The 15,406-nt window shown below is 62.4% G+C and carries 13 protein-coding genes and 2 pseudogenes; 5 read left to right on the forward strand and 10 right to left on the reverse strand.

Going from position 1 to position 15,406, the window contains the following annotated elements; translation table 11 throughout:
* Positions 1-8: 8 nt before the first annotated feature.
* Both N4J17_RS14360 and tilS read left to right on the forward strand, forming a co-directional pair.
* Positions 9-974 (forward strand): acetyl-CoA carboxylase carboxyltransferase subunit alpha, encoded by a 966-nt coding sequence (locus N4J17_RS14360; protein WP_198322657.1) that lies wholly within the window; start codon positions 9-11, stop codon positions 972-974.
* A gap of 29 nt (positions 975-1,003) precedes the next feature.
* Positions 1,004-2,371, forward strand: coding sequence for a tRNA lysidine(34) synthetase TilS (gene tilS / locus N4J17_RS14365; RefSeq protein ID WP_198322656.1), 1,368 nt, complete (start codon positions 1,004-1,006; stop codon positions 2,369-2,371).
* A gap of 248 nt (positions 2,372-2,619) precedes the next feature.
* Here tilS and N4J17_RS14370 read toward each other — a convergent pair whose 3' ends face one another.
* The 9 genes and pseudogenes from N4J17_RS14370 to N4J17_RS14410 form a co-directional block, all read right to left on the reverse strand.
* The gene (locus tag N4J17_RS14370; protein WP_277458303.1) at positions 2,620-4,593 is read right to left on the reverse strand and encodes a type I restriction endonuclease subunit R; all 1,974 of its coding nucleotides are present in this window, start codon (positions 4,591-4,593) and stop codon (positions 2,620-2,622) included.
* Positions 4,512-5,879, reverse strand: coding sequence for a type I restriction endonuclease subunit R (locus tag N4J17_RS14375; RefSeq protein WP_198322655.1), 1,368 nt, complete (start codon positions 5,877-5,879; stop codon positions 4,512-4,514). The genes N4J17_RS14370 and N4J17_RS14375 overlap by 82 nt, the downstream gene beginning before the upstream one ends.
* Complete coding sequence (locus tag N4J17_RS14380) at positions 5,879-6,442, reverse strand: transposase (RefSeq protein WP_198322654.1); 564 nt, start codon at positions 6,440-6,442, stop codon at positions 5,879-5,881. The genes N4J17_RS14375 and N4J17_RS14380 overlap by 1 nt, the downstream gene beginning before the upstream one ends.
* Complete coding sequence (locus N4J17_RS14385; protein ID WP_198322653.1) at positions 6,439-6,915, reverse strand: virulence RhuM family protein; 477 nt, start codon at positions 6,913-6,915, stop codon at positions 6,439-6,441. Before N4J17_RS14385 ends, N4J17_RS14380 begins: the two co-directional genes overlap by 4 nt.
* A complete protein-coding gene (locus N4J17_RS14390; protein ID WP_198322652.1) occupies positions 6,912-8,240 on the reverse strand; it encodes a restriction endonuclease subunit S in 1,329 nt (442 codons plus the stop codon). Before N4J17_RS14390 ends, N4J17_RS14385 begins: the two co-directional genes overlap by 4 nt.
* A gap of 399 nt (positions 8,241-8,639) precedes the next feature.
* Positions 8,640-8,804 carry a hypothetical protein gene (locus N4J17_RS14395; RefSeq protein ID WP_232470402.1) on the reverse strand — a complete coding sequence of 55 codons (165 nt, stop codon included), beginning with the start codon at positions 8,802-8,804 and terminating at the stop codon, positions 8,640-8,642.
* 3 nt (positions 8,805-8,807) lie between these two features.
* Positions 8,808-8,858 (reverse strand): annotated as a pseudogene (locus N4J17_RS14400) (hypothetical protein); the annotation flags it as partial.
* Between the two features lie 128 nt (positions 8,859-8,986).
* Positions 8,987-9,280: pseudogene (locus N4J17_RS14405) on the reverse strand (endonuclease domain-containing protein); the annotation flags it as partial.
* Positions 9,281-9,282: 2 nt separating this feature from the next.
* Complete coding sequence (locus tag N4J17_RS14410; protein ID WP_232470401.1) at positions 9,283-10,671, reverse strand: type I restriction-modification system subunit M; 1,389 nt, start codon at positions 10,669-10,671, stop codon at positions 9,283-9,285.
* 453 nt (positions 10,672-11,124) lie between these two features.
* Here N4J17_RS14410 and N4J17_RS14415 point away from each other — a divergent pair, with 453 nt between their 5' ends.
* The 3 genes from N4J17_RS14415 to N4J17_RS14425 all read left to right on the forward strand — a co-directional run bounded on the left by N4J17_RS14415 (position 11,125) and on the right by N4J17_RS14425 (position 14,229).
* On the forward strand, positions 11,125-12,615 hold the full coding sequence (locus N4J17_RS14415; protein WP_198322650.1) for a polysaccharide biosynthesis C-terminal domain-containing protein: 1,491 nt from the start codon (positions 11,125-11,127) through the stop codon (positions 12,613-12,615).
* Between the two features lie 316 nt (positions 12,616-12,931).
* Positions 12,932-13,360, forward strand: a complete 429-nt coding sequence (locus N4J17_RS14420) for a universal stress protein (RefSeq protein ID WP_198322649.1) — start codon at positions 12,932-12,934, stop codon at positions 13,358-13,360.
* The gene (locus N4J17_RS14425; RefSeq protein WP_232470400.1) at positions 13,357-14,229 is read left to right on the forward strand and encodes a c-type cytochrome; all 873 of its coding nucleotides are present in this window, start codon (positions 13,357-13,359) and stop codon (positions 14,227-14,229) included. Before N4J17_RS14420 ends, N4J17_RS14425 begins: the two co-directional genes overlap by 4 nt.
* Positions 14,230-14,276: 47 nt before the next feature.
* Here N4J17_RS14425 and N4J17_RS14430 read toward each other — a convergent pair whose 3' ends face one another.
* Entirely contained in the window at positions 14,277-15,329 is a 1,053-nt protein-coding gene (locus N4J17_RS14430) for an integrase (RefSeq protein ID WP_232470399.1), read from the reverse strand.
* Positions 15,330-15,406: the final 77 nt, after the last annotated feature.

Below are 15,406 nucleotides of genomic sequence, written 5' to 3' on the forward strand. Positions count from 1 at the left end.
ACACACGAATGGATCTGAAATTCCTGGATTTCGAACAGCCGATCGCCGAGCTGGAAGCCAAGATCGAAGAACTCAGACACGTTGGCTTCGACAACGAAATCAATATATCCGAGGAAATCTCCAAGCTCGAAGAAAAAAGCCGCAAGCTCACCGAGTCGGTTTTTTCCTCACTCAGTGCCTGGCAGATTTCCCAGATTTCCCGGCATCCGCAAAGGCCGCACAGCCGCGATTACATCGACCTGATCTTCCAGGAATTCCACGAACTGCACGGAGACCGTGCCTTCGCCGATGACCCCGCCATCATCGGCGGGTTGGCCCGGTTGGATGGCACCGCCGTGCTGGTCATCGGACACCAGAAAGGACGCGATACCAAGGAAAAGATCTACCGGAATTTCGGCATGCCGAGGCCGGAAGGGTATCGCAAGGCGCTGCGGCTGATGCGGCTCGCCGAACGCTTCCAACTGCCCATCGTCTGCCTCATCGACACCCCCGGCGCCTATCCTGGCATCAACGCCGAAGAACGCGGACAGAGCGAGGCGATCGCCCGCAATCTGTTCGAAATGGCACAGTTGCAGACCCCGATCGTCTGTGTGGTGATCGGCGAAGGCGGCTCGGGGGGGGCTTTGGCCATCGGCGTCGGTGACCGCCTGCTGATGCTCCAGTACAGCACCTATTCCGTCATCTCGCCCGAAGGTTGCGCTTCCATCTTGTGGAAGAGCGCGGACAAGGCCGAGCTGGCCGCGGAAGCCATGGGCATCACTTCCGAGCGCCTGATGGAACTGGGGCTGATTGATTCAATCGTGCCCGAGCCCCTGGGAGGTGCCCATCGCGACCGGGAGCGGATGGCCGACAACCTGAAAACTGAACTCAAGCGTAATCTCGACGAACTCGCCGCCATGCCGCTGGACGAACTCCTGGCCATGCGCTACGAGCGCCTCATGGGCTACGGCGTTTACGAAGAGCCCGCCACCTGAGGAAAATCCGCCGGGACGGGGCGAATCGGGTGAGATTGAGCCTCGACGGTTTCCGCGCCGGTCTCCACCCCGGCACGACCTATAGGGTGGCTTTCAGCGGTGGGCTGGATTCCGCCGTCCTGCTCGATCTGATGTGCGAAGTGCGCCGCGTCTCCGGCATCAGGCTCAGCGCCGTCCACGTTCATCACGGAATCCTGCCGGCCGCTGACGCCTGGTCCCGGCATTGCGCAGCGGTCGCCAAGGAGTACGGCGTCGCTCTGGACATCCTCCGGGTCGACGGCCGCCCCGGCCCCGGCGAGAGCCCCGAAGCGGCGGCGCGCAATGCCCGCTACCGGTCACTCGAGGCCTTGCTGAATCCCGGGGATATCCTCGTGACGGCACAGCATCTCGACGACCAGGCCGAAACGCTGCTGCTGCAACTGCTGCGCGGCGCAGGGCTGGCCGGGCTCGCCGCCATGCCGAAGGCAGCCCCTTTCGGTCCCGGCATCCTGCATCGTCCCCTGCTCCGCTACGGCCGCCGAGACATTTTGGCTTACGCCCGGAACAAAAGCTTGCGCTGGATCGAAGACCCCAGCAACCGGGACGAACACTACGACCGCAATTTCATCCGCCGCCGGATCATGCCGGAGCTCGCCGTGCGCTGGCCGGCCGTCGCGGCCAATCTCGCCCGCAGCGCCGGCCACTGTGCCGAAGCCGCCGGACTCCTGGACAAACAAGCGGACATCCTGCTGGCGACCGCGACGGCCGCGGACGAACCCGGTAGCCTTGACGTCGGAGCCGTGCAAAGGCTGCATCCGGACGAACAACGGCTGCTGCTACGCCGCTGGATACGTAAGCGGGGTCTGCGAGTCCCCCCGGCGAAACTGCTGGATCGGATACGGCGGGAACTCATCGAAACGGCCGCAGAGCACGCACCGGCGATCGCTTGGACCGAAGGCACGGTGAGGCGCTATCGCCATCGCCTCTATCTGCTTCCTCTGGCAGCGGACTTCGACGCCTCCTGGACGGCCGCTTGGAGCGGAGAGACTCCCCTCACGCTGGCCGGTAACGGCGGCCTCGATGCTGCGCTGCGACCCGGCCCTGGCATCGATCCGGACAAATGGCGGAGCGGGTGCATCACCGTGCGTTACCGGCGGGCGGGCGACAGGCTCGAACCGGCGGGCCGCAAGGGACACCATGAACTCAAGAAACTGTTCCAGGAAGCCGGGCTGCCGCCGTGGCTGCGTGACCGTCAGCCCATCGTCTGCATCGACGGCAGGATCGCCGCGATCGGCGGCAGCCGGTGGCTGGCTTCTGAGTTCGCCGGCTGTCCGGAAGGGGTGAATATAGTCGTCCGCTGGACGCCGGAACCGGTCATGGATCGCCGTAACGGCTCAGACGCGGCCACCCAACCGTGACGGGACATGCGTCGAGATGCCGCCGGCCGAACCAGTCCGATAGCTTCCAGAATCCAGGATTGCCACGGCGGATGCCCGCCATCGATCGCGTATGCGAGCGCTTCACGGCTTCGCTCGAGGTGATCCGTAATGCACTTCCAGTGTCATCGCAACTCCCAAAAGGTCGCCTGCCGGGGTGAGAGGAGGGACGGCACCGTTTCAGCAAAACGAAAACCGTTACCCCGTGACGCCCCCGAAAGGGCTCGATCTCAGCCGCCCGCAACGCTCCATTGCGCAGACAATGCCTCCGCCTGCGCGAGCACCGTTTGCACCGCGGCGTCCTGCAGATCGGGCGGGTAGCCGTATTTGCGCAGGATGCGTTTGACCAGCACCCGCATGCGGGCGCGCGCCGATGCGCGGTGTGCCCAGTCCACGGTGACGTTTTCGCGCAAGGACACCAGCAGCTCATGGGCGATCACGCGCAGCTTGTCGTCGCCCATGACCTGCACGGCGGACTCGTTCTCGGCCAGGGCGTCGTAGAAGGCAATCTCCTCGTCCGATAATCCTTGCTCCTCGCCACGCTGGCGGGCCGCGCGGATGTCGCGGGCGAGCTGGATCAGCTCCTGCAGCACCTCGGCGGTGGTGATGGCATTGGCGTGGTAGCGCGCCACGGCGTCTTCCAATCGTTCCGAGAACGCGCGGGTTTCCACGACGTTGGCTTTGGCGCGCGAGCGAATGCTGTCATGAATCAGCTTCTTCAAGGCTTCCAGCGCCAGGTTCTTCTTCTCCATCTGCTCGACTTCGGCGAGGAACTCGTCCGAGAGAATGGAAATGTCGGGGCTCTTGAGTCCAGCCGCCTTGAGAATGTCCACGATCTCGGTGGAGACCACCGCACGGCTGACGATCTGTTGGATCGCCCACTCGCGCTCTTGCCGGGTCACCGCAGCACTTGTGCTGCTCTTGATGAGCGCGGCGCGGATCGCCTGGAAGAAACCGACTTCCTCCCGGATGGCGCGCGCCTCATCCGAAGCCGATGCCAGGGCAAACGCCTTGGACAAGGCGAGCACCGCGTCAGAAAAGCGTCGGTGCGCGGCCTTCTTGCCTTCCGCGGTGGACTCCCGCGCCGCCCATTGCTGCTGCTGGTCCAGAATCCACTCGATGGCGCCAGCCATCATCGCCAGCCGCTCCTGGGGCGAACCAGCAAGACCGGCGCGGTAGTCGAAGCCGTGGAACATATCGCGCACGACCTCGTACTTCTCCAGCATCACCGCAATGGCCTCGGCCTCGTCGATGCCGGTTTGCTCGCGGTCGCGGGGTGAATACTGCGCCAGCGCGTTCTTGAGGTTTTGCGCGATACCGATGTAATCGACGATCAACCCCGCGGGCTTGTCGCGAAACACGCGGTTGACGCGCGCAATGGCCTGCATCAGGCCGTGGCCGCGCATTGGTTTGTCGACGTACATCGTGTGCATGCAAGGGGCGTCAAAGCCGGTGAGCCACATGTCGCGCACGATCACCAGCTTCAAGGGGTCGCTCGGATCGCGGGCACGGCGGGCCAAGAGTTCGCGCCGCGCCTTGTTGCCGATGTGCGACTGCCACTCGGGTGGGTCGCTCGCGGCACCCGTCATGACAATCTTGACCGCGCCCGCGTTGTCATCCTCGCTGTGCCACCCGGGGCGCAGTCTGACGATTTCGTTATAGAGGGCTACGCAGATGCGACGGCTCATGCAGACGATCATCGCCTTGCCATCCAGGGCCGCCATGCGCGCCTCGAAGTGTTGCACGATGTCCTGGGCGACCAACTTCAAGCGCTTGTCCGCACCAACCAGCGCCTCCACGGTGGCCCACTTCTGCTTGGCGCGCTCGCGGGAGGGTTCTTCCTCGTCTTCCAGAATCTCCTCGATCTCGGCGTCGATTTTCGGCTTTTCGTCCTCGGAAAGCTCGATGCGCGCCAGGCGCGATTCGTAGTAGATGGGCACCGTCGCGCCATCTTCCACCGCGCGGCTGATGTCGTAGATGTCGATGTAGTGGCCGAACACCGCCGGGGTGTTGACATCAAGAGCCTCGATGGGCGTGCCGGTAAAGCCGATGAAGGAGGCGTTCGGCAGGGCATCGCGCAGATACTTGGCAAAGCCGTAGGAGATTTCACCGTTCGCAGCATTCACCTTGGCCTTGAAACCGTACTGGCTGCGGTGTGCCTCATCGGCGATGACGACGACGTTGCGCCGGGTGGTGAGCGCCACCTGTTCCCCTCTCCCGCGAGAGGAGCTAACCGCCGCCTGCTCCCTCTCCCTATGGGAGAGGGGCTAGGGGTGAGGGCAAATTTCTGCAAGGTGGTGAAAATCACCCCACCCGCGGCCCGGTTGAGCAGCGCCTGCAAATGCTCGCGGCTTTCCGCCTGCACCGGCGTCTGCCGGATCAGGTCGCGGCACATGGAGAAGGTGGCGAAGAGCTGGTCGTCCAGATCGTTGCGATCGGTGAGTACAACCAGGGTCGGGTTCTCCAACGCCGGATGCTTGACCAAGAGGCCGGCGTAGAAGGCCATCAACAGGCTCTTGCCGGAACCTTGCGTATGCCAGATCACGCCCACCCGCCGGTCGCCCGGCTTTTGGTCGCGCACCGAAGGCAGGCCGTAACGCGCCGGGTCCTCACGCACCACGTTTTGCGGCGGCAGCGCGCGCAGCGTTTGCTCCATGGCCTTCTTCACCGCATGGAACTGGTGGTAGCCGGCGATGATCTTGACAAGCCCCGCGCCGGTCTCGGCAAACACCGTGAAGTCGCGCAGCAGATCGAGCAGTCGGCGCTGTTCGAACACCCCCTCGATCAACGTTGGCAGTTCCGGCGCGCCCTTCGGGGCAATCTCCTTTCCGTCGGTGGTGCGCCACGGCATGAAGCGCTCCAGGTCGGCCGAAAGTGAACCCACCCGGGCGGAAATACCGTCCGAGGTGATCAGCAACGCGTTGGTGGCAAACAGCGCCGGAATCTGCTGCTTGTAGGTCTGCAACTGGTTAAACGCACCTGCCAGATGCGCGCCCGCGCTACCCGGCGCTTTGAGCTCGATCACCGCCAGCGGCAAGCCATTGACGAACACCACCACATCGGGCCGCCGGTTGTTCTGGCCGTTGATCACCGTAAACTGCCTCACCGCCAGCCAATCGTTGTTCTCCGGGCGCTCGAAGTCGATCAGCCGCACCTTGCCTGCCGTCAGCGTGCCGTCGTCCGCGTCGTACTCCACATCCACGCCTTCGGTCAGCAGGCGGTGAATGCGGCGGTTTTCTTCGAGCAGGGCGGGAAATACGGATTGGGTCAGCTTGGCGATGGCATCCGCCCGCGCTTTCGGCGGCAGGTTCGGGTTGAGCCGCAGCACGGCCTCTTCCAGCCGCTTGCGCAGCACCACGACATCGTGGCTGTCGCGTTCGGGCGCGCTGCCGTCCGGGCCGATGACCTCGTCAGACGCAACGGTGTAGCCCAGCCCGCCCAACTGGGTCAGGAGGGCTTGTTCGATCTCGGCTTCGGACAAAAAGGCCATTACGGTTCTCCCCGCATTTGATTCGCTGGATTCTCACGATCCAATGCCCATTGCTGAGGATTGTTGGCGATGTATTCCCGGATGCGATGTAAGCTGACTTCGTCGCGGATGATGTGTTCGTAGTAGTTGCGCTGCCAGACCCGCCCGTGGAACGGCGGCCATCCACCTGTTTTTACCCCATCGGTGTACCGTTTTGTGGTCAGCGTTTTGAAACGATGCACCACATCCGGTAGCGACAACGTAGGGGCGGCCCCCTGTGGTCGCCCCGATTTTGGGCAGGCACGGGGGCCTGCCCCTACGAGAACGATGATGCCGTGAACATGATTTGGCATGACCACAAACGTATCCAATTCCACGCCGACATAATGAAGGGGCAACTCGTCCCAAACCGTTTGCACCATCCGCCCAGCATCATTCACCCGCATTGCGCCATCGATGACGTCACCGAACAAACAGGCCCGGTTCTGCGTACACATCGTCACGAAATACGCCCCGGCCTGACTGTAGTCGTAATCCTTGAGCCGAATGCTGCGACGCTGGCGCGTACCGGACACATGGTTCATTGCCCGCGCCCCTGCTCGGCCGTGAGCGCCTCGCCTGCCGCAGCCTTTTTCACCAGCGCCAGCGCGGCTTCCAGCTCGGCGGCGTTTTGCTCGAAGCGCTGGCGGTCGAGCGAGTAGCCGCGGGTCAGGTGCTCGCGCAATACGCGCGTGGCCCATTGGCGGAAGCGCGTGGCGCGGGTGGAGTTGACGCGGTAGCCGACCGAGATGATGGCGTCGAGGTTGTAATACTCGATCTCGCGTACCACCTCGCGCTCGCCCTCACGTTGAACTGTTGCATTTTTTGCAACGGTTGCCTCACGCTCCAGCTCGCCGCTGGCAAAGACGTTGCGCAGGTGGCGCGAGATCACCGACTTGTCCCGCCCGAACAGGTCGGCCAACTGCTGCAAGTTCAACCAGACATTCTCTTGCGCGACGCGCACTTCAACGCGGGCCTCACTGCCTTCATAGATGATGATTTCCGATTTCGGTCTCATAGCCCGTGCTCCTTCAAAAACGCCTCGGCATCGCGCACGCGCAGCTCGCCGGAGATCAGCTTGGGCAGCAGGGTGTCGCGCAGTTGGGCGAGGGTGCGGGATTCACGTTCGTTTGCCGCTAGCTGTCGATAAGGGAAAGCAGCCGACCTTGTGAAGGTTTTCAGCACCGGGTCGGGAGGAACTATGATGCGAAGTGGTCGGAAGTTGCTCTTGCTGATTTCCTGGAACGTCGAGCCGTTGGCGTTGCCGACGATGGCATCCATGCTTTCTCTGCACCACAGCAGCACAAAGACATTTGGCAAAACGCCGTCACATTTCATCGCGATGAAGCCTTGGTTGATTGCCGTAGGAACCTCGGTAATCGCCAAATAGCCGATTGGTGCCCGCGAAGAGAGCAACACCGTGCCGACAGGCAAGAGGCCAGAACTGATCTTTGCAAGACCGGCGTCCGTAATCTTTCGATCCGTGTCCAGCAAAACGGGAAACTTCAGGGCGGACAGGTCCTTGGGCGTTGCCCAGCAGTGTTGCCCACCTTCCCAAAACTCCGGTTCCTTGGTGCTGGGCGTGGATCCGCCGCAGACCGTCACTTCTTCGCCGATCGTCGAATGACGCCACCCCTCCGGAATCTCGCCCAATTCCGAATCGACGAGGCGGTCGGGGAAGAGGTCGTAGAGGTGAGCGGGCAGGCCAGGGAGCGATTGGCCGCGCTGCCAGCGGCCTTCGATTTTGGCGCGCACCGGCTCGAAGTCCACGAACCACGCCTTGAACAAGGCGCGCGCCATCGCCTCCAGCGTTTCGTTCTGGCGGCGCAGGTTTTCGATCTTGTCGTCCAGCGTGCCGAGGATATGGGCGATGGCGCGTTGGTCCTCGCGGCGCGCTGGAATTCGCACTCGGATCCTCTTCAGAGAGGTACCGGATATCTCCTTGAACGTCGATCCGCTGGCGTGGCGCTCTAGCTCTTCGACGTTGGCCACAAGCCAGTAGTACACGAACTCGTGGTCATGTTCGGGCTTGACAAGTAGGCTTCGAAAACCTTGGTTCGTGGCGATTGGATTTGCTGCAATCGCGACGTATCCGATAGGAGCGCGACTCGACAAGAGGACGGTGTTCGTAGGCAGCAACTGGGCGGAACAACTCCGCAGCCCTTTCTGCGAGAGATTCCGCTCGCCCCGTCTCACGTAGCGTGGGTGTGGTACAGAGAGGTCCTTGGGCGTGAGCCAAGGCACGTCTCCGTCAAAGTTCTCGGGATCCCTCGTTGAAGGCGTGCTACCTCCGTACACGTCGGCGATATCGCCGATCGTCGTCTCAATCCACTCACCCGCCATACCCGCACCCCTTCAGGTCCTCTTCATTCGCCCCATCCCATCGTGCAACCCCGTGCCTTCCACCGTGCCGCGCCACCATTGCCGAAATCATCCTGCCTGCGTCCCTTCATTGATGAGGTCGAGATACGCCTGGTAGGCAAAGACGCGCTCGCGCTTTTTGCCGGTGATCTCGCGCACGATGCCAAGGCGCTGCAAGCCGTCGATGGCGCGGGGCGTCGAATTGCAGCGGCGGCTCCGGTGGCAGGGGGTGCGGCACGAAGGCCGCGACCCGTTCGCCAGCGATGGCGGTGATCTGGTAGCTGCCCGTGGAACCGCGCAACATGCTTTTTCCTTGTTTTCGTTAGCGTGAATAGCCGCTGGCGTTGTTAACGTTTTTCTGCATTCATGTAAATAGCACAGTCAAAACCCCAGCTCCTTCAGGTTGGCCTCGATCGCCACATCCAGCCGCGCTGCTTCCTCGCGCAGCTCGCGCCACTGGGCAGATAACCGCGCCATTTTCTCGGCGAAGGGCTCGCCATCGTCTTCCTGCTGCGCCGCACCGACATAGCGCCCCGGCGTCAGCACGTAGCCGTGCTTGCGGATCTCCTCCAGGGTGACGGATTTGCAAAAGCCCGGGATGTCTTGATACCCCCCTCTCCCACCGGGAGAGGGTTGGGGGTGAGGGAGTCAGGCGAATGAACAGCCGTCAGTGCGAACCAAATTTGTTCCAGCACCGCTTCGGTTTGTTGGAGTACCTGGTCGTTCCAGAAACGCAGAACATGAATGCCTTGGTCTTTGAGGAACGCGCTTCGGCGCTCGTCATAAATCTGCGCGGCAGGTGCATTATGTTGACCACCGTCCAGCTCAATCGCGAGCTTTTTCTCGTGGCAGTAGAAATCGAGAATGTAGTTGCCGAGGGGGTGTTGGCGACGGAACTTGCAGTCCGCCAAACGCCGGTCGCGTAGGAGCGCCCACAGGCATGTTTCGGCATCTGTTTGCCGCTGACGCAATTCACGCGCGTGTTGCAGCAACGTTGCGGGTAGTGGCTTTTTTGCCCTCACCCCTAACCCTCTCCCAAAGGGAGAGGGGATGTATTTCTCAGCCCTGCCCCCTCTCCCGGTTGGGGTTCGCCGCGCCAGGCGTGGTAGGTGTCGGCGATCTTTTTGATCTCTTCATCGGTGAGTTCGCGCCGGGTGCGGTCCACCATCACGCCCATGTTGCGCGCGTCGATAAAGAGCACTTGGCCCCTGCGGTCGCGCCAGCCCTTGCCGGGGTTTTTGTTGCGCGCCAAAAACCACAGGCAGGCGGGAATCTGGGTGGAGTAGAACAGCTGCCCGGGCAGCGCCACCATGCAGTCCACCACGTCGGCTTCCAGCATGGCTTTGCGAATCTCGCCTTCGCCGCTTTGGTTGGAGCTCATCGAGCCATTGGCCAGCACCACGCCCGCCACCCCAAAGGGGGCCAGATGCCAGTAGATGTGTTGCAGCCACGCGTAGTTGGCGTTGCTCACGGGCGGCGCGCCGAACTTCCAGCGCACATCCTCGCGCAGACGCTCGCCGCCCCAGTCGGAGATGTTGAACGGGGGATTGGCGAGGATGTAGTCGGCCTTGAGGTCGCGCAGTTCGTCCTTGTGGAAGCTGCCTTCGTTGTTCCAGCGAATGTCGGCGTCGATGCCGCGCACGGCGAGGTTCATCTTGGCGAGCCGCCAGGTGGTGTAGTTGCTCTCCTGCCCATAGATGGCGATGTCGCCGATGCGCCCGCCGTGTTCCTGCACGAACTTTTCCGATTGCACGAACATGCCGCCGGAGCCGCAGCAGGGGTCATAGACGCGGCCGCAGTAGGGTTCGAGCATTTCCACCAGGACGCGCACCACGGAACGCGGTGTGTAGAACTCGCCGCCGCGCTTGCCTTCGGCCCCGGCGAACTGGCCGAGGAAGTATTCGTACACGCGCCCGAGGATGTCGTAGGACTTTCCCTGACCCCCTGTCCCTCTCCCAGAGGGCGAGGGGTGTAAACCCATGCCGGAGATCAAGTCGATCAGCTCGCCCAGCATCACTTTGTTGAGCGCGGGCCGCGCGTAGTCCTTGGGCAGCACGCCTTTCAACGATTCGTTGTCCTTCTCGATGGCGCGCATCGCCTCATCGATCAGGCTGCCGATCTCGGGCCGCTTGGCATGGGCTTGCAGATGCGACCAGCGCGCCTCCTTGGGCACCCAGAAGACATTGTCGGCAAGGTATTCGTCCCTGTCTTCGGCAGCAAGCGGGTCTTCGGCCAAGAGCGCCTGGTGCTTGGCCTCGAAGGCGTCGGAGATGTACTTCAGGAAGATCAAGCCCAGCACGACGTGCTTGTAGTCGCTGGGTTCCATGTTGCCGCGCAGCTTATCGGCGGCTTTGAAAAGCTCGGCCTCGAAGCCGAGGTTGGCGCCGTTGTTGTTCTGTTTGCCTTTGGCCATGTATCGCTTCCGGTTTCGCCATGCCGCGGAGGCCCGTCCAGTACCGCCTACCGCCGGTCACGCTTTGGCCAGCGCTTCCGGGCTCACCGCATAGGCGGCCGGACCGCCGCGGTGAACCCGGGGGCGCCCCTCCTTGCGCCCCATGTGATGGGAGCGGGCGGGGCCGCCTGGCGCAACGGCCTGTTCAGTGCAGGCACCCGCTGTCATCAGGACGTGAAGTCGATCGTGAGAGTGAAACAATTGGCGGAATCTGTCCGGGCCGTCGAAGCGCCCGGTCCGATACCGATGGCTGGGTGTGTGACCGGTCCTTTTGCGCAATTCGGATCATACCATCCGGCGGCACTGGCGGTCAGCCAAGACACAAATCGGCCGGCCCGCCAGCGCACACCGATCGGGTACTGTTGTGCCCTGCCGCAGTGGTAGCATGGGCGCTTTGCGCCGCTATTTCCGCTCATGAATCCGCTCAAGAAGCTGGCAGGCCAGACGGCGATCTACGGCCTCAGCACCATCATCGGCAGGCTGCTCAATTACTTCCTGGTTCCGCTGTACACCTATCAGTTCACCGATCCGGCGGAATTCGGCGTCATCACCGAGTTCTATGCCTATACGTCGTTTCTGAACATCGTCCTGACCTACGGCATGGAGACCGCCCTGTTCAACTTCTCCGCGAAATCAGACGACAAAGCCACGGTGTACGGCACCGCGCTGCTGTCCCTGCTGCTCTCGACGGCGCTGTACCTGGCGGCAGTGTTGTGGCAGGCCGACACCCTCGCCGGCCTGCTCCGGTACCCCGACCGCGCCGACTACGTGCGTTGGGTGGCTTGGATCATCGCTCTGGACACGCTTGCCGCCATCCCGTTCGCCAAGCTGAGGGAACAGCAGAAAGCCCAGCGCTTCGCATTGCTCAAGACCACGAACATCCTGGTCACCATCGTTGCCAATATCTTCTTCATCGGCTTGTGCAAATGGGCGTATGACAGTGGAACGGCCGGTTGGCTGGCGTGGGCGGCAGAACTCTACGATCCGGCCATCGGCATCGGCTATGTGTTCATCGCCAATCTGATTGCCAGCGGCCTGACCCTCCTGCTGCTGGTCCCCGAGTTGGCCACGGCGAAGCTGCGCTTCGATGTCGCGCTGTGGCGACGGATGCTGGCCTATGCCCTGCCGCTGCTGGTCGCCGGCCTCGCAGGCATGGTCAACGAGACCCTGGACCGCGTGCTGCTGAAGTATCTGCTGCCGCCGGATATCGCCATGGAACAGCTCGGCATCTACGGCGCCTGTTACAAGATCGCCGTCCTCATGAGCCTTTTCATCCAGGCGTTCCGTTATGCGGCCGAGCCGTTTTTCTTCTCGTATTACCGGCAACAGGAAGCCCGGGAACTCTATGCGCAGACCACGAACTGGTTCGTCATCGCCTGTTCCTTCATCTTCCTGGGGGTGATGCTGAACCTCGGCTGGATCCAGTATTTCGTCGGAGCGAAGTACCGCACCGGCATCGGTGTCGTCCCCATCCTGCTGATGGCCAACCTCTGGCTGGGCGTTTTTTTCAATTTTTCCATCTGGTACAAACTGACCGAGCAGACGCGCTTCGGTACCTACCTGACCGTCTGGGGAGCGGCGGTCACGCTGGCGCTCAACGTCCATTGGATACCACGGCTCGGCTACATGGGCGCGGCCTGGGCGACGCTCGCCTGTTACGGCAGCATGGCTTTGCTGTCCTACGTTCTGGGTCGACGCTTTTATCCGGTCCGCTATGACCTGAAGCGCATCGTTGGCTATCCTCTGCTCGCCGTGACCATCTGGCAATTGACCGAGTGGATGCCCGCGTTGCCGTTCTGGGCCGAATTCAGCTTCGACAATGCCCTCTTGCTCCTGATTTTCGCACTAGTGGTCGTGCTGGAGCGACACCGACTCCGTGGACCGCTACCCGCCTGCCGGTCGTGACGCTTTGGTTTTCCGCCTTCCTGACCTGTGGCATCGATCCTGCTTGCCTCCTGCCGACGCCGAGGCCGGCGCCGACCCTTTGCCGGCCTCAGCGCGTCCATCATCTCCCATCTTCAGGACATGGTTTCCTGGCATTCCATAGCGAGGGATGTTCGGCCAGGGATGGCGCTTTTTTCCGGTTGGCGCGGCACTGCCTTCCGCTAAACTCGCGTCGGAACGACGACGCCGGTTTACAGGGTAGCGAATCCCGCCCAATAATGTCCGCGACCCGTCACCGGATCTACGACCACTCGCCCATCGAACAGGCTGACCACTCATGAAGCTGCTGGTTGCGATCGATTTCTCCGAAATCACCGATAAGGTACTGGATCAGGCCAAACTCCTGGCCAAGGCGTTCTCCGCCGAGATCTGGCTGCTGCACGTTGCCGAACCGGAGCCGGATTTCGTCGGCTACGATGCTGACCCTCTGGTCATGCGCGATCTGGCCGCCGAAACCTACAAAATTTGGCATCAGCGGGTGCAGGAAACGGCCAAAGCCTTGCGGACGGAGGGGTTCCGCTGCACCGGCCTGATGGTCCAAGGGCCGACCGTGGCTACGATTCTCGATGAAGCCGAACGGCTGCAGGCCGACATAATCGTGCTCGGCTCCCATGGAAAAGGACTGTTGGCCCGGCTCATCATCGGAAGCAGTTGCGAGGGCGTCTTGCGCAAAACGCCCATTCCGGTGCTGGTGGTACCGGCATGAGTATATCCCAACCCAGCGGCGGGAGCGCGACCCTCCGGCCCTCCGCGGCGAGGGCTGTTCTCCATACCACGATCGGGGCGGCTTTGGCAGTCATGGCGCAGCCCGTATTGGCCGTTGAACTCCCGCCGCCGGACCGACTGGAAGCCGAGACAGGGATTCCGGCCCGGACCGTGGAAGTGATCGAGCCCCACGTTTCCAGTCCGGGACACCAACTCCGGGTCAGCTACCGCGGATTCGGTATGGCGGAATTATTGGACCGGCTGTTTGGGGAACGCTGGAAAGTTCCGGGCACCGAGGTCGTGTTTTACGGCCGCGACGGCTACCGCTCCGGCACCGAGTCGGGACGTTTTCTCTCCGGCTCCGCCTGGCTCGTTGTCGGCCGGGCCGACGGCAAGCCGTTTAAGGTCGACAATCCCGACCAGCATGAAACCGGCGTGCCATTGGGGCCGTACTACCTCGTCTGGGACAACCTGCACGATTCGGCCGCTCGTGCCCAAGGCGCCTATGGCTGGCCCTACCAAGTGGTGCGGATCGACCTCGCTACGCCCGCCGACTATGCCGCGGCGCGTCCGCAGGACACCGATCCCCTGGCCGCCGAGGGTTTCGATCAGGCCCGGAAGTACTGCCTCACCTGCCACCGGGTAGCCGGCATCGGCGGCGGGAAATTTGCCGGCGACTTGCGCGAAGTCTCAGCTTTGCTCAGTGATCAGGCCCTGAAAACCTGGATCATCGAACCTCAGAAGATGCACGCTGGCACGACGATGCCGCCACTGAATGCGGCATTGCCCGAAGCCGAGCGCAACCATATTGCCGACGTAATCATCCGTTATCTGCGGGCTAGGCCGGCAGCGGACACGACTGCACCGTAACGCGCATCAGGTGGGCCGAAAGCAGGAAACGAGCAGTGACCTACGGTTCAATTTCCCTTGAGTGGCGGAGGAGCCGCGTGTTCGATACCGTAGTCGAGGCGGGCAAGTTGGGACAGAAGTACGTCTGGCTGGGTATCCCAAAGAGGCCTTAAGTAACCGCATCCGGCACTCAGCCCCAAAAGGGCCTGGCGGTAGACCTCCGGAACACCCGTTTGCTTCAAACAGGCTTCGAAGGTAGCCCGGAAGACATCCGAACGCCGCCCCTTCTGCTTCAGGCCCAGTTTATTCAGGTGACGGTTGAGCCACATTCCAAGGTTCTGTCCCTTGCTACCCAGGCGGGGGACATTCAAACCGGGCCAAAGCGTATCGCAACCGCACTGGTCCTTGGCGTGTGCGAGCAGACCCAGAGCGATCAGCCGGGGATGTAACGGGACGAAGCGCAGCTTACGCATTGCCGGCACCCTGGCATTCGCGGCGACCAGCCGCAGCGCGGGGATACCGCCTGGAAGTTCCACGACGTCTTCCGGCCTAAGGCGGCAGATTTCCCCGATCCGGGCGCCGCTATAGAGCTGGATCAGTGGAATCCAGTATTTGTAAACCGTATCGACCCCTTTCCGGGAGACTTCTGACTCGAAAAAAGTTTTCAGTTGTTGCGGGGTGAAGGCCCGCTCATTCCGCTGCTGGCGCAGTTCGCCGGCAACACTCTCGTCGGGAAGCCGGCAGCCGTTGCAAGGATTCCGTTCGATTCCATAGCGCCGCTCGGCGATGGCCCAGTTGAACGACGCCGAGAGCGTCGCGAGATAGCCGTTGACCGTGGAGGCCGACAGGGCACATTCCCTGCGCAGTTCGTCCACCAGTGAGCGGATGTCATCCGTCCGGTAAGCACTGACCGGCCGGTCACCCAACAGCTCGGCGCAGCGCAGCAATTGGCTTTCTGCCTGGCGCAGCCGCTCGTAGCGCACCTTGTTGCGGCGGGCATGAATGTAATCGCGGACGACTCGTGATAACGGAGGATCGGAATTGCGCCGAGACGACCGCTCGGGCCTTGCGATCTGCGCATTGAACGGCGGCAGTGGGGCGGTGGATGCTGCAGTTTTCAATGTATGACACTCACGCAGTCAAGGGAATGCGTGGATTCTGACCGAACACCCCGTCGGTTTCTTGGACAAAAGCGCAA

Origin of the sequence: Methylococcus capsulatus (assembly GCF_036864975.1) — a bacterium.
Lineage (GTDB): Bacteria > Pseudomonadota > Gammaproteobacteria > Methylococcales > Methylococcaceae > Methylococcus.